Consider the following 22434-nt stretch of genomic DNA (forward strand, 5'->3'; position numbering starts at 1 on the left):
CTGAGTGCGCTGAGTGCATTGAGCCCTCGAGCCCTCTGAGCCCACTCACCGGGTCTGCCGGTCATCACGCGGGGGTGAGCAGCTCCGCGTGATGACGGGTGGCGACCAGCGGGTGGGCCCGCAGCTTGCCCTTCAGCTCGTTGAAGCCGTACTCCGCGAACAGAGGGTTCGCCGGGTCGTCGGTGACGCCGGGCGCGGCGGAGGTGTGCGGGAAGGGCAGCGGCTCCACGCGCGCGTCCAGGCGCGGGTTGTAGAAGAAGGGCACGGAGAAGCGCTCGGTGGCCCCGGGCGGACTGACGACCCGGTGGTTGGTGGCGACGAGGTACCCGTTGGTGGCCACTTCCAGCAGCTCGCCCAGGTTGACCACGAACGCTCCCGGCAGCGGCGGCACCTCGTGGAAGAGGCCGTCCTCGCGCTGCACCTGAAGGCCGCCGACCTGGTCCTGGAGCAGCAGCGTCAGGAATCCGTAGTCCTTGTGCGCGCCCACGCCCTGGTCGGCGCCGTCGCCCGCGCTGCCCGGATACCGCACGAGCTTCAGATGCGGATGGGCCCGCTCGCCGAAGACCGGCTCGTAGAAGTCGGCGGGCGCCCCGATCGCGGTGAGCAGCTCGCGCAGCAGGCGGGCCGCGACCGAGCTGAGCCGGTCGATCCATGCCAGCGCGGCGGTCCGCAGCTCCGGCAGCGCGGCCGGCCACTGGTTGGGCCCCTCCAGCCACCAGTAGGCGGGCTCGCCCGGACCGGGCCCGCGCGCGGGCCGCTCGGCCCCTATGTCGAGCTGGTCCCGCCAGTCCCGGCTGCCGCCCGTGCGCTCGTCGCCGGTGCGCGTGTACCCGCGGAAGTGCGGCGAGTTGACGTTGTCGAGGGCGAGCCGCTCGGCCTCGGGCAGCGCGAAGAACCGGTGCATGGCGTCGAGCAGGGCGGCGGTCTCCCCCTCGGTCACCCCGTGCCCGACGAGCTGGAAGAAGCCCACGTCGTGGGCGGCGCTGTGCAACTGCGCGTGCAGCAGGGCACGGGCCTGGGGGCCGCGGTCGGCCGCGGAGAGATCGATGATCGGAAGCTGCTGGTACGGCCGGTGCTGCCGGCTCTGCTGGTACTGAGCAGAAGACGTGTTCGTCGTCATGAGGTGCGTCCGCAGGGTGTACGGGTGCCCGGGCGGCCGCCAGGGGTGGGGCGGGGGCCACGGGTGCCAAGGGGAAGAGAGGGGGCCGAGGTCAGGAAGAAGCCCGACAGCCCATGCTTGTGACGCGCACGAAGTCCACGTGTCGGCGTCGAACGAGCATCGGAAGCATGGCCCAAGGGTACTGCGGACCCCGCGAAACGCATGTGCCCCACCTCACATGCCCTGCGAAACGCAGACGACCCGCGAGCTCGGGTCCCCCCCGCCTCACGGCGGAGGAGCCGGCCGGACGTACCGGCGAGCTCGCGGGTCGGGTGACTGCTTGGGATTGGGGCCGGCTGCGCGCTCACTTCAAGCGCTGGTCCGGCACCGCACTGGATGTGGTGACGGGCCGCTAGCCCGCAGCCACCTCGCTAGTCCGGGTTTCATACATGTACCCGATCACCTCCCTTCGGCGTACGGCCCACCTTAGGAACCGATCGAACGCGGCTCAACAGGTTTTTCGAACCTGGTGCCGTACGCGTATCCGTCAGCCCGCTGGAGCAGGCGCAGGTTCTGGTGGCTGGTGCCTGCGTGGCCGCCTGGGACGGGAATGCCGTGGCACCCGTTGGCGCGGACCGCGACGCGTCCGATGTGGGTTCCCGCGTACTTGCCACGTGGGATGACCGCACGTACGAGATCACCCGTGGTGAAGCCGTCGATCGTGCCCTCGACTCGGTGCCGCAGGGACGGCGCGAGCCAGCCCGCCGGTCGCCTTCTGTCGTCGAATCGGGGCGCGCGGTAACGGAGATTCCCGCTGCGCCGCCGACGCCGGGCTTCATGCCGTCGCGGATCTGAGCGCCGCGGTGGTTCAGCTCGACCGCGAACAGGCCTCGGCGCGCTGAGTGCCCGTGCCCCGCGCAGACCGCCTAAAGGCATCCGTTTGTGCGAATCCAGGTGAATCGTCGAACGGATGGCCGGAGCGGTTGTTAGGCAGGAGCCTGGGACGGCCACTTCGATGGGTGGGTGGGGCGCGATTCCTGGGGCTGAGGGGGCGAAATCCCTGCGTACAACGATTTCGTCCAATCTTTGGGGAACACGATGTGGGCTGGGTCACGTTCGAGTTGAATGAAGGCGAGTGAGCGAACTGTCTCGCCGTACGTGCGGACGCAGCCTGCAGGGGGTCCAGGTGAGTGCTTCCCGGCGTAGTGGGACCACCGACGAGCTGGGGCCGGACGAGCCCGAGCCGGCTGGTTCCGATCTGCTTGCCGCGCTGCTGGACGGGATGGACGCGGCGCTGTGCGCGTTCGACGCCGATGGGGTCGTCACCCATTGGAACCGCGAGGCCGAGCGGATTCTCGGCTGGACCGCGGCCGAGGCCGTGGGGCGGCGCGGGTTCGCCGGGTGGGCCGTGCGGACCGCGGACGCCGAGGAGGTCGAGGCGCGGCTGCTGTCCGCCATGGAGGCCCCCGGGCGCCAGGTGCACGAGTTCGCGCTGCTGACCAAGGACGGCGGGCGCGTGCTCGTACGGACCCAGTCCGCCGCCGTGCGCGGAGCCGACGGGAAGCCCGCCGGGGTGTACTGCGCCTTCAGCGAGGTGCACGCGCAGATCGATCTCGAGCGGTCCATCGCCCTGAGCGAGGCGTTGTTCGAGGACGCCAGCTGGGGTGTGGTCCTGGTCGACGCGGACCTGCGGCCCGCCGTCGTCAACGCGCACGCGGCCCGAGCCCTGGGGATCGGGCGTACGGCGGTGCTCGGACGGCCGCTGGGGGAGCTGCTCTCCCAAGGGGTCGAGGAACTGGAGAGCGCGCTCACGCACGTGCTTGCCGAGGGCGCGCCGCCCGCGCCCGCCGAGATGTGGGTGAGCGTGCGGTCGGCCGAGGGCGAGAAGCGACGGTGCTGGCGCAGCGGGTTCCTGCGGCTCGCCTCGCCGCTCACGGAAGAACCGGTTCCGCTCGGGGTCGGGTGGCTCTTCCAGGATGTGACCGAGGCCAAGCACACCGAGCAGGAGGCGGCCCTGCTGCGGTTCAGGGCCAATCAGCTGCACCGGGCCGCACGGGCGGCGGCCGAGTGCGAGGACCCAGGGGAGGCCGCCACCGTCCACCTCGACTTCGCGCTCGCCGGGTTCGCCGACCACGCGCTGATCGACCGGGTCGCCAGCGGGTGGCCGGCGGGGGACGACGACGGGCCCGTACGGCTGGTACGCACCGTCACCACGCCCGCCGGGGCCCCCGGGCCGAGCCTGCTCACCGGGAAGGCCGGACTGCCCGTGCGGTACGCCGAGGGGCATCCCGCGCTCCAGTGCGTGGAGCGGGCCGGGTCCGTGCGGGCCAGCTCCGGTGAGATCACCCCCGAGCGGATGCGGGAGTGGGCCACGGCCCGCCAGTGGCCGCCGGACTCGGTGCACGCCCTGTGCGCGGTCCTGCGCAGCCGGGGGCGCACGCTGGGCGTCGTGACGTTTCTGCGGGGTGTGGGGCGCAGCCAGTTCGAGCGCACGGACGCGACGTACGCGGAGGACGTGGCGGTACGCATCGCCATGGCGCTGGATCTGGAGGGGTTGGCGGGACGGACGTAGCACCGCCACGCGTTTCCCACCCGGTCGGCCCAGCGACGGTGAAAGATCTCGCTCGGCCCAGCGACGGTGAAAGATCTCGCTCGGCCCAGCGACGGTGAAAGATCTCGCTCGGCTCAGCGGCGGTAGAAGATCCGGTCGCCGTACTCCGTCATCACCCGGCCGTTCCACTCGTGGCCGCCGTCGACGTTGCCCGAGCGGAGCAGGGGCGGCTCGATGCCCCGGTCGGCCAGCGCGCCCGCGGCCGTGGCCATGACGGCCTGCAGGAGCGCCGTCGTGACCACCGTGGAGGCGGGAGCGAAGGGCGCCCCGATCGTCTCCAGGGTCAGTTCCGCGTCGCCGACCGCGATCTTCGAGTCGAGGACGATGTCGCAGTGGTCCTTCAGGTACGTCCCCGAGACGTGCCGGGACTTCGTCTCCGAGGCGTAGGCGACCGAGGTGACGCCGATGACCCTCACGCCCAGGGCCCGCGCGTTCATGGCCATCTCGACCGGGAGCGCGTTGCGGCCGGACAGGGAGATGATCACGAGTACGTCGCCGGCGCGGACCGGGCTGGAGTCCAGGACCGCGCTCGCGAGGCCGTCGACCCGCTCCAGGGCCGAGCCCAGCGTCGCCGGCATGACGTCGACACCGACCACGCCCGGCACGGCGAGCAGGTTCATCAGGGCCAGACCGCCCGCGCGGTAGACGACGTCCTGCGCGGCGAGCGAGGAGTGCCCGGCGCCGAAGGCGAAGAGCCGGCCGCCGCCCGCGACGGTGTCGGCGATCAGAGTGCCGGCCGCCTCGATGTCTCCCGCGTCCTCGTCCCGCACCTGCTGGAGCAGGCCGATCGCCGCGTCGAAGAACTGCCCGGCCAGCTTGCGGTCGCTCATCGGCGAAGCCCCTTAGAAGTCTCGTCGGCGTCGGGTGGGCGCTGGGTCACGCTTTGTGCCGCGGATCACGTTGCGGTCTGGACCAGCGTGCTGTCAATACGGCCTGCGGAGGTGTCCGCCGAGGCACCCCGCGGGGCGTCCGCAGGGGCACCCGTAACTCCGTGGTTTCAACGGCGAGGCACGCTTGTCAGTGGTATGCGTCAGAATTGAGTTCAGGGCCAGCGCACACGCCGGTGAGCCACCGAGCCTTCGGCAGAGCTAATCAAGGGGCACGTATGTCCGGACTGATCGACACCACGGAGATGTATCTCCGCACCATCCTCGAGCTGGAGGAGGAAGGCGTGGTCCCCATGCGCGCCCGGATCGCGGAGCGGCTCGACCAGAGCGGGCCGACGGTCAGCCAGACGGTGGCGCGCATGGAGCGCGACGGTCTGGTGGCGGTCGCCACCGACCGGCACCTGGAGCTCACCGAGGAGGGCCGTCGTCTCGCCACCCGCGTGATGCGCAAGCACCGCCTCGCGGAGTGCCTGCTCGTCGACGTGATCGGTCTGGAGTGGGAGCAGGTGCACGCCGAGGCGTGTCGCTGGGAGCACGTGATGAGCGAGGCGGTGGAGCGGCGCGTGCTGGAGCTGCTGCGTCACCCGACCGAGTCGCCGTACGGCAACCCGATCCCCGGACTGGAGGAGCTCGGCGAGAAGGACGGCGCCGACCCGTTCCTGGACGAGAGCATGGTGTCGCTGGCCGAGCTCGACCCCGGCCTGGACGGCAAGACCGTCGTCGTACGCCGGATCGGCGAGCCCATCCAGACGGACGCGCAGCTGATGTACACGCTGCGGCGCGCGGGTGTGCAGCCCGGCTCCGTGGTGAGCGTGACGGAGTCGGCGGGCGGCGTGCTCGTCGGCAGCGGTGGTGAGGCGGCGGAGCTGGAGTCGGACGTCGCGTCCCACGTGTTCGTCGCCAAGCGCTGACATCCGGTGATCGTGGGAGGCCTCGCACCCCGGGTGCGGGCTTCCCGGCCCTGAGCCCGCGAGGGGCAGCTCCCGGGGGTGGGCCACGGGGTCCGGCATCCGCCGAACCCCGGGTCGACCTCCGGGCGCCCGCCGACCGTCGTGGGCCGGTGGTGGCCCGGCTCGCCTGTCGTGGTTCGGTGGTGGCCCGGCTCGCCCGTCATGGGACGGTGGCGCTCCAGACTGCGCACCGCGCGTCGGGGACGACCCGGCGCTCCGTTCGACGCGCCGGGCGCGGGCGTGGGCGCCATGGCGCGGGTCGCTCGCCGTGGAGCGTGTCGTCCGCCTGCGATGACCCAACACTCCATCCCCTCCCCGCACCTCCGTCGACTCACCCCCGTCATGTCAACTCCCGCGACCACAGGGGTAGTTGTGATGTTTTCGCTACATGGCCGAAACCAAGATTCAGTGTGCGGAATCGCAGCGCCGGGACCGTTTGCGTGCGAGGCTGGCCCGAGAGGCATATGACCTGAGGGCTCTTGACCGTGTCCAAGAGGGATGTCGCACGGTTGGGGAGGGGGCGGGGAGGATGTGCCGTAGATGTGGAGAGGGCCCCGGCACCTTACGGCGCCGGGGCCTGTCCTCCCCTGTGCTGACCCGGAGCCCCGAGCTCCCAGGGTCATCCCCTTCGGACCGATTTCCCCGAGCGGTCCGCCTCCCGCTGAAGATCTCCCCTCGGCGGCGGCGGTCAATCCCCGAGTGTGGTCACTCGAACGAGGGGTGTTGCCGCCGAGAGGAGTATTTTCGAATACCCATTCGATAGCCTGGCGGCGTATCACAGGCACATCGGGTACACGTAGAGCAACACATCAGCAGACTCAGCGGCACGGCAGCAGGAAGCGGCAGGAAGCGGTTACGAGTGGACCGGCCGGCTCGAGCGGGAGCGAGCGGTCCGAGCGAGCTAGGGGGGTGCCAGACCTATGGTGCGGCGCATCGACGTGACGGGCGCGGGCGGTCTACGCCTCGCCGCCTGGGAGTTCGCCGATCCTCCCAAGACCGACCCTCCCAGGACCCCGCCCGCCCCCGGCGTGCTGCTTCTGCACGGCCTCATGGGCCGCGCCTCCCACTGGGCGTCCACCGCCCGCTGGCTCTCCGAGCGGCACCGCGCCGTCGCCCTCGACCAGCGCGGCCACGGCCAGAGCGACAAGGCGCCGGAGGGGCAGTACACACGGGAGGCCTACGTCGAGGACGCCGAGGCCGCTCTCGAGCAGCTGGGTCTCGCCCCGACCGTCCTCATCGGCCACGCGATGGGCGCGCTGACCGGCTGGCAACTCGCCGCCAAGCGCCCCGACCTCGTCCGCGGGCTGATCATCTGCGACATGCGGGCCTCGGCGTTAGGAGCCGCGTCGCAGCGTGAGTGGGAGGACTGGTTCAAGGCCTGGCCCATGCCCTTCGCCACGCTCGCCGACGTACGGAAGTGGTTCGGCGAGGACGACCCCTGGGTGGAGCGCCCGAACCCGTCCCGCGGCGAGTTCTACGCAGAGGTGATGCACGAGTCCGCCGACGGCTGGCGCCCGGTCTTCGAACCCGAGCAGATGCTCAAGTCCCGCCAGACCTGGGTGTACGACGCCCATTGGGAGGAGCTCGCCCAGGTCCAGTGCCCCGCACTGGTCGTACGCGGCCTCGACGGCGAGCTCGGCCGGGCCGAGGCCCAGGAGATGGTCCGCGTACTGCCGCACGGCCAGTACGCGGAGGTGGCCGACGCCGGTCACCTCGTGCACTACGACCAGCCGGAGGCGTGGCGCGCCGCGATCGAGCCCTTCCTCGACGGCGTACTCACCGGCCAGGACCGCTAGGGCCCGTCGTTCGGATCAGGCCTGGGCCGCGGGGCGCCGACCGGACAGCTCGCCCTCCCCGCCGTCCTTCCCGTCGGCTCAGCCCTTGCTGACCGCCGCCAGGATCTCCGGCAGCCGCCGGGCCGTCCGAGGCGCCGCCATCCGCAGCCCGAACACCGTGATCAGCGCCCCGTATCCGGCCCCCAGCGGCAGCAGCAGCCAGCTCCACCGGTCCCCGTCCGCCGACACGTTCAGCCAGATCGTGAGGGCGATGACAGGAGCGGTCAGCAGCGCCGCCGAGACCATTCCGCCGAAGATGGCGATCCAGGCGAGGCCCGCCTGCCCGGGGGCCACGTTCTTGTAGCCCTCCTGCGGGATCGAGTACGGGAAGCGGGCCGAGGACCAGGCGCCGGTGGCCAGCATCGCGCCGAGCAGCGCGAAGGACAGGCCGAGCACCTCGGGCAGCTTGGACCAGTCGCCGAGCATCGCCGTCGTCAGCACGGTCACGAGCGTCGCGTACGGCAGGGTGATCATCAGCAGCGCCAGCGCACGCCCGCGCAGTTCGACGTACGCGTCGTGCGGGGACGCGATGGTCATCGCGACCATCCAGAACGCGGAGGTGTCCTGACCGAACTGGTTGTACATCTGGATGCCTAGCATCCCGGCCGCGAAGCACGCGAAGTAGATCGAGCCGGTGCCCTGCAGGGCGTTGAACACGGGCACGATCAGCCCGATCGCCAGCGAGGTCACCCACGCGGCCTTCGTCTTCGGGTCGCGCCACACGTACCGCAGACTGCGCTCCATCACGGTCCCGGTGCGCCCCGAGGGCAGCAGCCGGCGCAGCCCGCCCGTCGGGACCCGCTCCCGCGCCGCACTTTCGCCCGCCTGCAACGTCGACCCGTCCGGCGAGGTCATCAGCCGGGTCAGGTGCCTCGACCAGAGCGCCAGCAGCCCCACCAGCGCCGCCACGCTCAGGACGAGTTGGGCGACCCCCGACCCGTACGAGCCCCTGCTCATCGAGTCCACGGCGCCGATCGCCGACCCGGGCGGCACCCAGCGCAGCACGTCCGCCGCCGGGTCGAGCCGGGACAGTCCGCCCGCCGAACCGAGCCGCTGCGCTCCGAAGTTGACGAGCTGCGCGCCGACCGCGATGACGAGGCCGCTCAGTACGGCCAGGTCGCGGCCCTTGCGGCTGGACAGCAGCCGAATGTTGGCGGCGGCGACGGCCCGCGCGAGGGCCACACAGACGAGCAGCGCCAACGGCACGGCCACGACCCCGGTGACGTACGCCGCCGTGCCGTGCGCCACGGAGATCACGGAACCGACCAGCAGGCACAGGGTGAACAGCGGTCCGATACCGACCAGCGAGGCCACGAGCAGCGCCCGGACCAGCGGGTGCGGTCGCAACGGCAGCATGACGAGCCTGGTCGGGTCGAGGGTCTCGTCGCCGCTGGGGAAGAACAGCGGCATCACGGCCCAGCCGAGCGCCATGACCGCGATCAGCAGGACGGTGACGGACGCGGCGTGCGCGTTGCCGCGCAGGGCGATGAGGCCGAGCAGTTGGAGGGCGGCGAAGAGGAGGACGACGACGACCGAGGTGATGTACGCGGCCCGCCGCCCGGCCGACTGCCGCAGCCCGTTGCGCAGCAGCGACAGCTTCAGCCGTACGACGACGGGGGTGATGGAGGCCTCGGAGACACCCGTGCTCATCGCGTCGCCCCGCCGCCCAGCCAGTCCAGGTCGGACCCGCGGTCGCGGCCCTGTGCGCCGACCAGTTCCAGGAACGCCTGCTGGAGGGAGGGCGCTTCGCCGCGGACCTCCGCGAGCGGGCCGTGCGCGCGGATGCGCCCCGCGACCATGACGGCCACCCAGTCGCACAGCGATTCGACGAGTTCCATGACGTGGGAGGAGAAGACGACCGTGGCGCCCGATGCCGTGTAGCGCTCCAGGACGCCGCGGATGGTCTGCGCGGAGACGGGGTCGACGCCCTCGAACGGCTCGTCGAGGAAGAGGACCTCGGGGTTGTGGAGGAGAGCGGCGGCGAGGCCGATCTTCTTGCGCATGCCCGTCGAGTAGTCGACGACGAGTTTGTGCTGGGCGCCCGCGAGGTCGAGGACGTCGAGGAGCTGGGTGGTGCGCTTGTCGACCTCGGCGCCGGGCAGGCCGCGCAGCCGGCCGGTGTAGGCGAGGAGCTCACGCCCGGAAAGCCGTTCGAAGAGCCGCAGGCCCTCGGGGAGTATGCCGATCCGGGCTTTGACCGCCGCCGGGTCGAGCCACACGTCATGGCCGACGACCTCGACGCCGCCCTGGTCGGGCCTGAGCAGCCCGGTCACCATCGAGAGAGTGGTCGTCTTGCCCGCGCCGTTGGGCCCTACGAGCCCGATGAACCGCCCCGCGGGCAACTCCAGATCGATCCCGGCGACGGCGACCTGCTCCCCGAACCGCTTCCAGAGCCCACGTACGCGTACGGCGGGAACGCCTGCCCCTGTTTGCTCGGCCATGTGAGCACCCTAAGGGGCAAGGTTTCAGGGGCGCGAGGAACTGCGCGACCAGCCACGACGAACCTGCGGTCGAGAACGGCGCCGAACCACGGTCATCGATCCCGGCCGCACGCATAGGCGAGCGGCGAGATCAATTCCTCCGCGTCCGGCAGCCACCGGTTCGCCGGCGTCGGCCGGCAGGCCCACTGCACCGCACCCCGCGAACCGAACCGGGTGGGCGGAGCCGCCACGTACGAGCCTTCGCCCAGGGTGACCAGATCGAGGGAGGCGGGCGGCCAGCCCAGTCGGCGTACCAGGTCGGGGACCTTCGTCGCCGCGCCGGGAAGGACGAAGAAGTGCATGCGCCGGTCCGGCGTGCACGTCACCGGCCCCAGCGTCAGTTCCATCCGCTCCATGCGGGCGAGCGCGAGGAATCCGGCCGTCTCCGGCACATCGATCGCGTCGAACGTACGCCCGGTGGGTAGCAGGATCGACGCGTTCGGCTGCTTCGACCACATCCGGCGCGCGACGGTCGCACTGCCCGTCGCCTGCGTCGCCCAGTCCTCGCGCGCCGCGTGTGCGCCCGGCGTGGGGCAGGTGGCCTCGCCGCAGGAGCAGCGTTGCATCCCGTCGACGGCCTCCAGCCACGTGCCCGGGAACACGTCCCAATGGCGCTCTTCGGCATATCGCACGGCGGTGTCAAGCAATGATTCGCCACGCTGCTTCGGGATTTGGACGGCCTCGGGCCCCGCGATGGTCTCTTCCACGATGAACACAACTCTAGCTGCCACAGGGGGTTACGGGGGGCCCGTGCGCGGGGGAGGGGCATCGTTCCCGCGTGTGGGGCGCATGGATGCACGGGCGGGGGCGCGCAGGGGGAACGGCAGCGGGCGGTGGGTAACCAGGGGTGGGGTCGGGGCAGTCGCCTTTACTCCGGCAATCCTCACATGTCTCGCATCTTCGGTATGTCGGCGGGGCATTGATCTTCATGGCCGACTTCCTTCGCTGCGGTTGGCCGATGAGGACACGTCAACTCGGTGCGTGGGCAGGCACCGCAGCCACAGGGGGTACGCCATGGCCGCAAGGCCTCTCGTCGCCAGGCAGCCGAACGAACGGCTGCAGGCGCTCATCCAGGAAGCGGGCTGTTCCAACGCCGGCCTGGCCCGCCGGGTCAACATGTGCGGCGCCGAACACGGCCTCGATCTGCGCTACGACAAGACGTCGGTGGCGCGCTGGCTGCGCGGTCAGCAGCCGAGGGGACGCGCTCCCGCGATCATCGCCGAGGCGCTCGGCCGCAAGCTGGGCCGTACGGTCACGATCGACGAGATCGGCATGGCCAACGGCAAGAACCTCGCGTCCGGCGTGGGGTTGCAGTTCTCGCCGACCGTCCTCGGCGCCATCGAGCAGGTCTGTGAGCTGTGGCGCAGTGACGTCGGACGCAGGGACTTCCTGTCCGGCTCGTCCGTCGCCGCCTCCGCGCTCGTCGAGCCGAGCCGCGACTGGCTGATCTCCGCGCCGGACTCGCAGGTGGCGCGTGCGGCGGGCCCGCGCGTCGGGCTCTCGGACGTGGCGGCGGTCCGCGCGATGACCCAGGCGCTCACGGACCTGGACCACCAGTACGGCAGCGGGCATGTACGCCCGGTCGTCGTGCACTACCTGAACAGCGTGGTCTCCGGGCTGCTCGCGGGTTCGTACCGGGAGGGCGTCGGACGGGAACTCTTCTCGGCGGTCTCGCGGTTGACGGAACTCGCGGGCTACATGGCCATCGACACCGGTCAACCGGGCCTCGCCCAGCGGTACTACATCCAGGCGCTGCGGCTCGCCCAGGCGGCCGGGGACCGGGGATACGGCGGGTACGTCCTGGCCGCGTCCATGAGCCACCTGGCGGCGCAGCTCGGCAACCCGCGTGAGATCGCGCAGTTGGCGCGCGCGGCGCAGGAGGGGGCGCGGGGGCGGGTGACACCGCGCGCGGAGTCGATGTTCCACGCCGCGGAGGCGCGCGGGCACGCCCTGATGGGCGACGCGCGCGCCGCCCAGGTGGCGTCCGGGCGTGCGATCTCCGCGTTGGAGGGCGCCGACGCGGCCTCCGGGGACGACCCGACGTGGATCGCGCACTTCGACGAGGCCTATCTCGCCGACGAGTTGGCGCACTGCCACCGTGACCTGGGTCAGGCGGAGGCCGCCGCGCGCTGCGCCGAGGAGTCCCTCGCCGGGCACCCGGAGTCGAGGGCCCGCCGCCGGGCCATCGGCTACGTCCTGCTGGCCACCGCGCAGGTCCAGCAGCGCGAGGTGGAACAGGCGTGCCACACAGGTCTGCGCGCGGTCGAACTTCTCGGCACGCTCCGCTCCAACCGCGGCGCCGAGTACCTGGACGACTTCCAGCAGCGTCTGGAGCCGTACCGGGACGAGCCGGTGGTACGGGAGTTCGGGGCGCGGCTGGAGTTGCAGGCGGCGGCGTGAGCGGATCGTGTGTGCGCCGGTGAACACGCGGTGTGCACGGGCGTGAACGCCGGGCAAACGAAGGCGCCTGGAGTGGAAGGAGTCAGATACAGCGCACGGTGGGGCGTATTCGTTACCCCGGTCACAGCGGGCGGGGGTAACGCCCTGTGCTGCGTGGCACGGGCGCGTGGGGACCCGGTAGCGTGAGCCGACGATTCCGAAGGTCCCCCATTAGTAGGAGTCCCGGTGACGCAGAGTGGACAGGGCGAGCAGCCCTCGGCGCGCACGGCGCGCGAAGGCATCGTGCTGCCCTCCGACGGCGGCGAGCCGCTGTTGCCGGGCATGACGGGCGACCGGGCCGTTCCGGCGGTCCCGGCGGGCGGTCAGACCTGGGACCAGCCGTGGGGACCGGACCCGTCGGCGGCACCGGCCCCGCAGCCGGCCGAGGGCTGGGGGGCGCCCGTGAACGGCACCCAGACCTGGGGCGGCTCCGAGCCGGCCCCGTCCAACGCCCCCGCCCCGGACTGGGGCGGTCACGACCCGTCCACCCAGACCTGGGCCGCGCCCGCGGAACCGGCGCAGGGCTGGGGCGCCGCCCCGGCCCAGCAGCAGGGCTTCCCGGCCCAGCAGGCACCCGGCGCAGGCCCGCTGCCGGCCGAGGGCACCCAGCAGCCGTCGTACGGGGACCAGGGGCCGTACGGGGACCAGCAGCCGCCGTCGTACGGCGGTCAGGAGACTTCCTCCTACGGCGGCCAACAGGATCCGGCGTACGGCGGCCACCAGGGTGGTGCCGCACCCCAGCAGCAGCCCCAGGGCGCGCACGCTGCCGCGCTGCCGCCCGCTGTTCCCGGGGCGCTGCCGCCCGCCGTCGACGAGGGCGCCACGCAGTACATCCCGCCGGTTCCGGCCGCCCCCGAGGGCGCGACCCAGTTCCTGCCGCCCGTCCCCGCCACGCCCGACGAGGGGGCCACGCAGTACATCCCGCCGGTGGGCCCGGGTGCGCTGCCGCCCGAGGTGCCTTCGGGACCGCTGCCCCCGGCCGCGCACCCCGACGCCGAGGCCACGCAGTACATCGCCCCCGTGCCCGCGGAGCCGGGCGCGGCGCCGTACGGGATACGTCCGGGCGGCCCGGAGGACCGGCAGCCGCCCGCGGAGTTCGACAACCTGTTCCGCAGCGCGCCCGGCGTGCCGAGTGCGTCGGAGGGGCCCGCGTCCACGCAGCAGCTGCCGCGGTTCGAGGCCCCCGCACCGCACGCCCCGCAGACTCCGCACGCCCCGTATGCCGCGCAGGCCCCGGGGATGCCCGGAACGCCGGGCGGGCGGGCCGCCACCCGGCGCGGCGCGGCCGACGACGGCGGCGGCGGTGGCCGCGGTGGACGCAGCCGCTCGCGCGTCCCGTTGATCGCGGCCGTCGGTATCGGCATCGTCGTGCTCGGTATCGGGGCCGGCGCCATGCTCAGCGGCGGCGGAGGCAGTGACAGCGGCAAGAACGACAGCAGCAAGAACGTGTCGGCGACAGCCGGGGCCACGGACGGCTCGTCGTCGGCGGCCGACCCGGCCAAGGCGCAGGCCGTCGCGTTGGACAAGCTCCTCGCGGACAGCAACAACAGCCGCGACTCGGTGATCAACGCCGTGGAGAACGTGAAGGCGTGCAACAACCTGGACCAGGCGGCCAGTGACCTGCGCGACGCGGCCAAGCAGCGGTCCGGACTGGTGACCAGGCTCTCCGGCCTCTCGGTCGACAAGCTCCCGAACAACGCCGAGCTGACCGCCGCGCTGAACAGCGCCTGGCAGGCCTCCGCGTCGGCCGACAACCACTACGCGGCCTGGGCCGACCAGGTCAAGGGCAAGAAGGGCTGCAAGAAGGGCCACGCCCGCACCACCGGCCAGACCGCGGCGGCCACCCAGGCCAGCGGCACCGCGAGCGCGCAGAAGGCGAAGGCCGCCAGGCTGTGGAACTCGATCGCCTCGACGTACGGACTGACGCGGCGCACGACGACCCAACTGTGACCGCCCGGTCCGAGTGACCGCCCGGACCGGGCCCGGGTCTCAGTTCGAGTCCGCGTTCTCCAGAGTCTTCGACACGTCGATGAATCCGTTGCGCTCCGAGGCCAGCTGACCCTTGCGTACGACCTGGAAGGTGACGTGGGCGTTGACCAGGCGCGGGAAGTCGACGGCCGCGATCAGGTCCTCGTAGCGCCAGCTGAGGGTCGGGGTGAGCCGGCCGGTGGTCACCTTGAGGCCGTTGTCGAGGGCGTGCCGGATCGCGAGCGAGGTCACCTGGCTGTCGCCGAGTGACTCGACGACCGACTTGAGCACGTTGTACGCGATCCAGGTGGTCTGCACGCCGGCGTCCGCGGGGTCGATCCGGTTGTCGCCGAAGGCCTCCTCCTTGATCACCTTGCGCATCGGGTCCCAGCGCGCGTCGCTCGCCACCGGGTACCAGCCGGTGACGTGCGCGCCCTCGTACGGGCTCGACTGGCCGCCGGTGGAGTCGATCAGGGACTGGTCGAGGCTGCCCAGCACCGTGCCCGTACCCACCTTCGGATATTCCTGGCGGTCGCGCCGGAACGAGTCCATGAAGGTCTCCGTACGGTCCCCGAGCGCGGACACCACGCAGCCCTGCTTCAGCGGGTCCGAGCTCGCGCGGCCGAGCGCGAACTTCGTCTGCTCCGAGTACTCGGTCGCGTCCTCGGCGGCCCGCTGGTCGGCGGTGGGCGTGTGGCCCTCCGCCTTCAGACCGGCGTTGAGCAGCACCGGGAGCTGGTCGCCCGCGACGGTGTCGGGGCGCACGAGCGCCACCGGGCCGCACTTCTTGCCCAGCTGCTCCCCGAGACCGGCCAGCAGGGCGGGCTCGCCGCCGTTGATCGGATAGGAGAGCGGGCTCGAGAACTCGTCGTCGGTGACGCCGTAGCCGCCGATGTACGGGATGCCGGCGGCCTCCAGCGGGGCCAGGAAGGAACGGCCGTGCTGGCTGTAGGACCCGACGACCGCGACCACGTTCTCGTCGGCCGCGCGCCGGGCGCACTTCGCCGCGTACACGGTGTCGTTGTGGTCGTTGCAGGTCAGGACCTTGAGCTTGTGGCCGTTGATGCCGCCGTTCGCGTTGATCCAGCGCGCGTAGGCCTCGGCCATGGCGGGCATGCCGGGCTTGTTGGTCGCGGGGGTGTCCTGCGGCGCCCAGGTCATGACGGTGATCGGGTCGTCCCCGGAGCCCCCCGTGATACCGGGGACGACCCCGCACCCGACAGCGATCGACGCACACGCCACCACCGCGCCCGCCAACAGCACTCTGGTCCTGACCTTCGTCGAGACTCTGGTCCCGGTCCGCTGGGGGCGGACGGGTGGGGTGGTGCTCGTGCGTCGCCTACCGGTCATGGACACGCACGATTCCGTCACATCACTAACCCGCGTGTGACCGGCGGTCAACGTGAGGTGACGTAGAGGTGAATTGCGGGGGGCGATGATCGCATTTTCGCGGAGAACGTACGATCGTCGACTGTGCAAGGTTCGGAGAACTCTTCCCGTCGCGGCCGTCGCTCCTCCACCATGGGCGGCATGCCACTGAACGACATGCCCTGGTGGCGCTGGCGCAGCAATGTGCGTTCCGCGCTGCACATGCTCTCCGACCCCACCTTCCAACGCGATGTCTGGCTCGCCGGGATCGACGGGTACGGAGACGTCACCGACGCCGTGTACCGCCTGGTCGAGGACACCTGGCTGGACAACTGGTCCGCCGAGAAGTACGTCGGCACGATCTTCCGGGACTCCCAGGAGGCGGCCCTCGTCGACACCGCCGTGCTCCGCGTCCTGCGGATCATGCACCAGGTCGGGCCCGACGCACCCGTCTCCGCCTACCTCGACCACCAGGCGTGGCCGGAGGCACTGCGGGCGGCGCGCGACGCGCACGTACGCCTCGCGGTGAGCGACGGCGAGGATCCGGACACTCCACCGCGGACGCTGGAGATCCTGCGGATCCTGACGCGGTCGGCGTAGCGGCCGGGCCGAGGGCCGCGACCCGAGGGTCGGGACCTGAAGGGTCCTGCCACCTGGGAGGGCCGTGCGCCCGGATGCCGTGGGCGTCCGCGTGGCGGGACGGTTCGTCCGGCGCGGTGCCTCGTATGGGACCCTGTCCTGCATGAATGATCAGTCCACCCGCGCCGCCGCGCCCGCCGAACAATATGTCCTGACCCTCTCCTGCCCGGACAAGCAGGGAATCGTGCACGCCGTGTCGAGCTACCTCTTCATGACCGGCTGCAACATCGAGGACAGCCAGCAGTTCGGCGATCACGACACGGGACTGTTCTTCATGCGTGTCCACTTCTCGGCGGAGGCGCCGGTGACCGTGGACAAACTGCGCGCGAGCTTCGCGGCGATCGGTGATTCCTTCCGCATGGACTGGCAGCTCAACCGGGCCGAGGACAAGATGCGGGTCGTGCTGATGGTCAGCAAGTTCGGCCACTGTCTGAACGACCTGCTCTTCCGCGCGCGGACCGGCGCGCTGCGCGTCGACATCGCGGCCGTGGTCTCCAACCACACGGACTTCGCCGAGCTCGTGGCCTCGTACGACGTCCCCTTCCACCACATTCCGGTGACGAAGGACACCAAGGCGCAGGCCGAGGCGCAGCTGCTCGAACTGGTCCGCTCCGAAGGGGTCGAACTGGTCGTGCTGGCCCGCTACATGCAGGTGCTCTCGGACGACCTGTGCAAGCAGCTCAGCGGCCGGATCATCAACATCCACCACTCCTTCCTGCCGAGCTTCAAGGGCGCGAAGCCGTACCACCAGGCGCATGCGCGCGGTGTGAAGCTGATCGGCGCGACGGCGCACTACGTCACCGCCGACCTCGACGAGGGGCCGATCATCGAGCAGGAGGTCGAGCGCGTCGGCCACGACGTGACGCCCGACGGGCTGGTCGCCATCGGGCGGGACGTGGAGTGCCAGGCACTGGCGCGCGCGGTGAAGTGGCACGCCGAGCGCCGGATCCTCCTGAACGGCCGCCGCACGGTGGTGTTCGCGTAGGGCCGGGTTCTTCGGCTGCGGATAGGCGGGGGTTGCTCGCGCCCACGCGGCGGAGCCGCACAGTGAAAACAGCCCCGCACCCCTGGAAGCCTCACCCCGGCCCGCATCACTCAGCCTGTCCGGCGTTCGAGGACGAGGGAGACGGGGCGGCCTACATGCGGCTCAGGGACGCGGCGGCGAAGAGTACGTCCCTGATGGCCTCACGGTCGCCCACCTGACCCGCCGCCGCTTCCTCCGGCGACACGTGCCCCGCGGCCAACCGACAGAACTCCACCCCGTCCAGCGCGACATGCGCGACCTCGTGCTCGGCGGAGGCGACGCTTGCCGGGGAGTCGAGCGGGATCAGCCACTCGCCCCCACCGGAGCCCTCGATCTCCAGACGCAGACTGCGCCCGGGCGCCCCGGCGGCGACGAGTCGGCGGGGCGCCGGAGCCGACAGCCCCGCCCGCCGCCGCTCGGCGAGCGACATGGGCAGCATCCGCGCCGCCAGGTCGATCATCCGGTGCAGATGACGCGGCGCGGGCGGCTCGTACGGATAGTCCACGGCGTCCGCGATGTCCCCCGCGTGCACCCAGCACTCGAAGGCGCGATCCAGCATCGAGTCGCTGAGCGGCAGTTCGAAAGCGCCGTACGACACGGCGAGCCGCCCGGAGCCTCCGCCCGCGAACGACACCGTACGGACGAGGTGGTGGCTCTGCTCCCGCCAGGGCGCGCGCACGGCCCGGGTGGGCGGGAAGTGCGAGGCACGCCAGTACGCCTCGGTGCGCTGCGAAGGAGTCGGGGCGCCCGCAGCCGCCCCCTTCGCCCCGGTATTCCCGGCCGTCGCTCCGCCGAGCGGGTCCTCCAGGCCCAGCGCGACCCCCACCAGCCCGTCCACGGAGAGCAGATGCGCGATGACCCCGGCCACGGTCGTGCGCCGGCTCACGGGCCCGTCGCCCTCGAACCAGCGCAACCGCACCGGCGCGTGCCACTCCGCGTCTCCTATGTCCTGCAACAGCGCGTCGAGTCGCGCGGCCTCCGCGTCGTAGGGCGCCGCCCACTCGGGCACCGGGATACGCGCCGGACGCCGGTCCAGACAGCCCTCCAGGACCCGGGTGCGCAGCGTCGGGTCGAGATCGAGGCTCTCCGGCGGGTGCAGCAGCCCGACCGCCTCGCGCAGCCGCAGCGCCTCGTCCGCGCACGAACCGCACTCCCCGAGGTGCTCCTCGACCGCCGCCGTCTCCTGCGCCGAGCAGGCGGCCAGCGCCCACGCGCCCAGCAGCGACTTCAGCACCCGGTGCTCCAGGACGAGCGGCGCGGGTTCCGGCAGCGGCAGTCCGGTGTCCTCGACGGAGGAACGCGGCATGGGGATGCGCGGTGGCTGCCCCGACCCTGCGGGCCCGGCGGGACCGGTGGGCCCATCGCCGCCACCGTCCCCGTCGGCACCCCCGCTTCCGTCCCCACCGTCCCCTTCACCGCCCTGCTCCTTCGCCTCCTTCGCCTCGTGCTCCTTGTGCTCCTCGTGTTCGGCGACAGGATTGTCGAAAGGCTCGTCGAAAGGCTCGTCGAAGGGATCGAACCGGTCTGTTCCTCCGCTCACCGCGCACCTCCGTATTCGGGCGGCGTGCCGGAGAGCCCGGCGTCATGGGCGGTGGACAGCAGTTGCAGGCCGAGACGGAGCCGGCGGCGGGCCTCGTCCTCGGTGACGCCGAGGTCGGCGGCGGCCTGGCGGTAGTCGCGGCGCTGGAAGTACGCCAGCTCCAGGGCGGCCCGCAGTGGGGTCGGCATGGACGTGACGATGTAGTCCGCGCGGGCGGCGACGGAGGCGCTGCGCACCTTGCGTTCCAACTCCTCGGTGGTGCTGCCGCCGTCCAGGGCGAGCGCGGCGGTCTCGGTGGCGCGCAGCCGCTGCACGGCGAGCCGGTGGGTCAGCGTGGCGATCCAGGAACGCAGGGGACCCTGTTTGGGGTCGTACGACTCGGGGCTCTGCCAGACGTGGGCGAACACCTCGCGGGTGATGTTGTCGGCGGACCGCTCGTCGCCGAGTACGCGGTGTGCGAGGCCGTGCACGAGCGAGGCGAACCGGTCGTAGAGCTCACCGAGCGCCGCCGCCTCCCCGCGTGCGAGCCGCTGCTGCATCTTGCGGTCCCAGCGGGGCGGTGCGTCCTTCGTCGCCATGCGGCCCCCTCACTCTGCTCCTGCCCGGCGCCTGTCCCTGCGTCCCTGTCCGTACCTGTCGACGGCCGGAGTCCCCGTCCAGCCTGTGTGCATCGCTGTCTCGAATGTAGTCGGCACGTCCGACAGCGCACGCCCCTTTACGTCAATGTGCGCCCCTGGGCGGGGTGCGGATGGTAGAAGCCCATCGCTTCCCCCCTTGGATTCGATCGAACTAGACCGTACGTGACCACTAGACGACCGAAACGGCTCGGTCATCCAGCATTTTCGACCGTAGACCGACGTTTCATCGATCGCGTACCGGTGTTTCATGGAACGACGGTGGGGCAGCCGCGCTGACAGGAAGCGTAAGAAGTGCTTCCGTTTTTCGGCGGGCGAGGCGAGCGGGAGGCGTTGCGGTGACGCTCAAGGTGACCGACGACGAGTGGGGCGAGTGGGGCGAGTGGGCCGTGCTCCGGGTGTCGGGCGAGATGGATCTCGTGACGTCTCCGGTGCTGCGCCGGCGGGTGCACGAGGCGGTGGCGGAGGGTCGCCGCAGTCTGGTCCTCGACCTCTCCGAGGTCCTCTTCTGCGACTCCAGCGGCGTCGGCGTTCTCATCGCGACCCGCCGCCTGGTCCGCTCCTGCCAGGGGCGCCTGCGGCTGATCCTGCCGGCGCAGGGCGCGTCGGACGTCTCTCACGTCAACCGTGTTCTCGGGGCCCTCGGAGTGCGCCGCCTCTTCGACGTCTATCCGGACGTCGTCTCGGCCGTCGACGAGGAGTCGAGCCCGCTGTCGGCGTGAACCCGCGCCACACAGTTGTCCGGGAATTCCCTCGGTCTTGGCACAACCGTCGTTTTCCCGCACCCCGGGTTGCCCGGGCGTCGTACGCTCCGTGCCAGATGAAACCGCAGTCCGGCTGAGATTCCGGCTGAGTTGTAAGGCGGTCCGAGAAGACCATGGTCAGCACCGAGTACGAGCGCAGGATTGCCGCCCGCTTCGCCGGCTTCGACCAGGACGGCAACGGCTACATCGACCGGGAGGACTTCAACGCCGCGACGAAGGCGGTTCTCGCCGAGTTCGGTACGCCGGCACGGTCGGACAAGGGTCAGGCCCTGTACGTCGGCGCGGAGGCGTTCTGGCAGGGCATGGCGGGGATAGCGGATCGTGACGGCGATCAGCGCATCACCCGGGAAGAGTTCGTGAACGGCGCCGTGAAGCGGCTGCGGGACAACCCCGACCGCTTCGGGGAGATCGCCCGTCCCTTCCTGCACGCGGCCCTCGCCGTCGCGGACACGGACGGGGACGGCGCGGCCACGGTCGAGGAGGCCGTCCGCGTACTCAGGGCCCTGGGCGTGCCCGACGGCGTCGCGGCCGTGGCGGCCGCCACGCTCGACACGGACGCCGACGGCCGGATCGGCGAAACGGAGGTCGTCACCTCGTTCGCCCGCTACTTCACGGTTCCGGAGTAGACCCCTACGGCACCCGCACTCCCACTGGCCGTCCGGTCCCCACCCTCACCCCTCCCCCGAAAACCGCTCCCTGAGCTTGTACTTGAGTACCTTCCGGAGTGTTTCGTTGCGGGGGAGGGCGTCCACCACCTCCAACTGCTCGGGGATTTTGTGGACGGAGAGTCCTTCCCCGCGCAGGTACGAGACCACGACGGCGAGCGTCAGTTCGGCGGCGCCCGGGGGCTGTTCGACCACGGCGCAGACCCGCTCGCCGCGGTCGGCGTCCGGGAGGCCGATCACCGCGACGTCGCCGACGGCCGGGTGCCGGTGCAGCAGGTCCTCGATCTCCTTCGCGGAGATGTTCTCGCCCTTGCGGATGATGACGTCCTTCAGTCGCCCGGTGAGGACGAGGTGCCCGCTCTCCGTCAGACGGCCCACGTCACCGGTGATCAGGAACCCGTCCTCGTCGAAGGCCTCGGAGGTCTGCGCCGGGTCCAGATAGCCCTGACAGACGGCTTCCCCGCGCAGCCGTACCTCGCCGTCCACGATCCGTATCTCCATGCCCGCCGGCGGCCTGCCCTCCGTCGTCGCGAGGTTCTCGGCCGTGTCGTCCGGCGCCCCCATCGTGATCATCGGGACCTCGGTCATCCCGTACCCGTGGGTGAGCTGCACACCCATCTCCCGTACGACGGAGTGGTACACCTCGGGCGGCTTCGGCGCGCCCCCGCCCGCCAGCAGTCGTAGCGTGGGGATGACCGGCTCGGACGGCCGCTTGCGCTGCTCGGCGAGGAACATCGAGTAGAACGCCGTCGAACCGCCCGCCACCGTCACCCCGTGCCGCCGGTACTCCGCCAGCGCCGCCGGCAGCGCGAAGTGCTCGAACATCACCGCGGGGAAGCCGTACAGCAGCAGCATCACCGTGTAGTCGGGCCCGGCGATGTGCGCGTACGGGAAGGCCATCGAGCCCACGTCGGCGGCCGACAGCCGCAGCGCGTGGGCGAGGCACGACCCGCCCGCGATCAGCGAACGGTCCGTGTGGAGGACCCCCTTGGGGTCGGACGTCGTCCCTGAGGTCCAGTAGATCCAGCGGACCGAGGTGCCCTCGGCGGGCGGCGCGGGCAGCACGGCGGGATCGCCGTCCGGCAGCACGTCGTACGCCTCGAAGACACCCTTCGCACCGAGCCGCCGCGCCATCGCCGTGTGGTCGAACCCGCGCCACTCGCCCGGCACGGCGAAGTACTCGGCCTTGGACTCCCTGAGCGCGAAGCCGACCTCGCGGTCGCGGTAGAAGGGGATCACCGGGGACTGCACGGAGCCGAGGCGGGCCAGGGCGAAGGACAGCAGAGCGGTCTCGACACGGGTGGGCAGCTGCCAGGCGACCACCGTGCCGGGGCGTACGCCCATGTCGTACAGGCCCGCCGCCACCCGCTCGGCGCGGTCGCGCAACTCGCCGAAGCTCAGGGTGCGGTCGCCCTGGAGGAGGACCGGGCGGTCGGGGGTGAGGTCGGCCCGGCGGGCGACCAGTTCCCAGAGGGTGCGGGATGCGCTCAGTGCGTGGGCGATGTCGTTCACGGCGGCGGCCCCCTGTGA

General features: G+C 71.5%; 19 protein-coding genes. 9 read left to right on the forward strand and 10 right to left on the reverse strand.

The window, feature by feature from the left end; genetic code table 11:
• Positions 1 to 64: 64 nt before the first annotated feature.
• Complete coding sequence (locus SMIR_RS20980) at positions 65 to 1120, reverse strand: isopenicillin N synthase family dioxygenase (protein WP_168492827.1); 1056 nt, start codon at positions 1118 to 1120, stop codon at positions 65 to 67.
• Positions 1121 to 1585: 465 nt separating this feature from the next.
• Complete coding sequence (locus SMIR_RS44945; RefSeq protein ID WP_422664452.1) at positions 1586 to 2035, reverse strand: RRXRR domain-containing protein; 450 nt, start codon at positions 2033 to 2035, stop codon at positions 1586 to 1588.
• 250 nt (positions 2036 to 2285) lie between these two features.
• Here SMIR_RS44945 and SMIR_RS20990 point away from each other — a divergent pair, with 250 nt between their 5' ends.
• Positions 2286 to 3671 carry a PAS domain-containing protein gene (locus tag SMIR_RS20990; protein WP_212727237.1) on the forward strand — a complete coding sequence of 462 codons (1386 nt, stop codon included), beginning with the start codon at positions 2286 to 2288 and terminating at the stop codon, positions 3669 to 3671.
• 113 nt (positions 3672 to 3784) lie between these two features.
• Here the strand turns inward: SMIR_RS20990 and SMIR_RS20995 are convergent, their stop codons facing one another.
• On the reverse strand, positions 3785 to 4540 hold the full coding sequence (locus tag SMIR_RS20995; RefSeq protein WP_168492823.1) for an SIS domain-containing protein: 756 nt from the start codon (positions 4538 to 4540) through the stop codon (positions 3785 to 3787).
• A gap of 275 nt (positions 4541 to 4815) precedes the next feature.
• Here SMIR_RS20995 and SMIR_RS21000 point away from each other — a divergent pair, with 275 nt between their 5' ends.
• Positions 4816 to 5508 (forward strand): iron-dependent transcriptional repressor DtxR, encoded by a 693-nt coding sequence (locus tag SMIR_RS21000; protein WP_054235646.1) that lies wholly within the window; start codon positions 4816 to 4818, stop codon positions 5506 to 5508.
• A gap of 959 nt (positions 5509 to 6467) precedes the next feature.
• The gene (locus tag SMIR_RS21005; RefSeq protein WP_168492821.1) at positions 6468 to 7343 is read left to right on the forward strand and encodes an alpha/beta fold hydrolase; all 876 of its coding nucleotides are present in this window, start codon (positions 6468 to 6470) and stop codon (positions 7341 to 7343) included.
• Between the two features lie 78 nt (positions 7344 to 7421).
• On the opposite strand, the gene SMIR_RS21010 is transcribed toward SMIR_RS21005, so the two are convergent.
• The 3 genes from SMIR_RS21010 to SMIR_RS21020 form a co-directional block, all read right to left on the reverse strand.
• Entirely contained in the window at positions 7422 to 9032 is a 1611-nt protein-coding gene (locus tag SMIR_RS21010) for a transporter (RefSeq protein WP_168492819.1), read from the reverse strand.
• Positions 9029 to 9823 (reverse strand): ABC transporter ATP-binding protein, encoded by a 795-nt coding sequence (locus SMIR_RS21015; RefSeq protein WP_168492817.1) that lies wholly within the window; start codon positions 9821 to 9823, stop codon positions 9029 to 9031. The genes SMIR_RS21010 and SMIR_RS21015 overlap by 4 nt, the downstream gene beginning before the upstream one ends.
• Positions 9824 to 9915: 92 nt before the next feature.
• On the reverse strand, positions 9916 to 10578 hold the full coding sequence (locus tag SMIR_RS21020) for a bifunctional DNA primase/polymerase (protein ID WP_168492815.1): 663 nt from the start codon (positions 10576 to 10578) through the stop codon (positions 9916 to 9918).
• Between the two features lie 298 nt (positions 10579 to 10876).
• On the opposite strand from SMIR_RS21020, the gene SMIR_RS21025 reads away from it, so the two are divergent.
• The gene (locus tag SMIR_RS21025; RefSeq protein WP_168492813.1) at positions 10877 to 12262 is read left to right on the forward strand and encodes an NsdA family TPR-like regulatory protein; all 1386 of its coding nucleotides are present in this window, start codon (positions 10877 to 10879) and stop codon (positions 12260 to 12262) included.
• 225 nt (positions 12263 to 12487) lie between these two features.
• Positions 12488 to 14251 (forward strand): hypothetical protein, encoded by a 1764-nt coding sequence (locus SMIR_RS21030; protein ID WP_212727238.1) that lies wholly within the window; start codon positions 12488 to 12490, stop codon positions 14249 to 14251.
• A 39-nt stretch (positions 14252 to 14290) separates the two neighbouring features.
• On the opposite strand, the gene SMIR_RS21035 is transcribed toward SMIR_RS21030, so the two are convergent.
• A complete protein-coding gene (locus SMIR_RS21035; protein WP_168492809.1) occupies positions 14291 to 15619 on the reverse strand; it encodes an ABC transporter substrate-binding protein in 1329 nt (442 codons plus the stop codon).
• Positions 15620 to 15790: 171 nt separating this feature from the next.
• Between SMIR_RS21035 and SMIR_RS21040 the strand changes: the two genes are divergently transcribed.
• Both SMIR_RS21040 and purU read left to right on the forward strand, forming a co-directional pair.
• The gene (locus SMIR_RS21040; protein ID WP_101404420.1) at positions 15791 to 16237 is read left to right on the forward strand and encodes an SCO4402 family protein; all 447 of its coding nucleotides are present in this window, start codon (positions 15791 to 15793) and stop codon (positions 16235 to 16237) included.
• 142 nt (positions 16238 to 16379) lie between these two features.
• On the forward strand, positions 16380 to 17261 hold the full coding sequence (purU, locus tag SMIR_RS21045; RefSeq protein WP_168492807.1) for a formyltetrahydrofolate deformylase: 882 nt from the start codon (positions 16380 to 16382) through the stop codon (positions 17259 to 17261).
• 151 nt (positions 17262 to 17412) lie between these two features.
• On the opposite strand, the gene SMIR_RS21050 is transcribed toward purU, so the two are convergent.
• Positions 17413 to 18840, reverse strand: coding sequence for a zf-HC2 domain-containing protein (locus SMIR_RS21050; protein ID WP_248002974.1), 1428 nt, complete (start codon positions 18838 to 18840; stop codon positions 17413 to 17415).
• Complete coding sequence (locus tag SMIR_RS21055; protein ID WP_168492805.1) at positions 18837 to 19418, reverse strand: sigma-70 family RNA polymerase sigma factor; 582 nt, start codon at positions 19416 to 19418, stop codon at positions 18837 to 18839. The genes SMIR_RS21050 and SMIR_RS21055 overlap by 4 nt, the downstream gene beginning before the upstream one ends.
• 395 nt (positions 19419 to 19813) lie before the next feature.
• Here SMIR_RS21055 and SMIR_RS21060 point away from each other — a divergent pair, with 395 nt between their 5' ends.
• Complete coding sequence (locus tag SMIR_RS21060) at positions 19814 to 20197, forward strand: STAS domain-containing protein (RefSeq protein ID WP_168492803.1); 384 nt, start codon at positions 19814 to 19816, stop codon at positions 20195 to 20197.
• Between the two features lie 155 nt (positions 20198 to 20352).
• On the forward strand, positions 20353 to 20865 hold the full coding sequence (locus tag SMIR_RS21065; RefSeq protein WP_168492801.1) for an EF-hand domain-containing protein: 513 nt from the start codon (positions 20353 to 20355) through the stop codon (positions 20863 to 20865).
• Between the two features lie 45 nt (positions 20866 to 20910).
• Here the strand turns inward: SMIR_RS21065 and SMIR_RS21070 are convergent, their stop codons facing one another.
• Positions 20911 to 22416, reverse strand: coding sequence for a class I adenylate-forming enzyme family protein (locus tag SMIR_RS21070; protein WP_212727239.1), 1506 nt, complete (start codon positions 22414 to 22416; stop codon positions 20911 to 20913).
• Between the last annotated feature and the right edge of the window lie 18 nt (positions 22417 to 22434).

It is taken from the genome of Streptomyces mirabilis, assembly GCF_018310535.1.
In the GTDB taxonomy this organism is placed as follows: domain Bacteria; phylum Actinomycetota; class Actinomycetes; order Streptomycetales; family Streptomycetaceae; genus Streptomyces.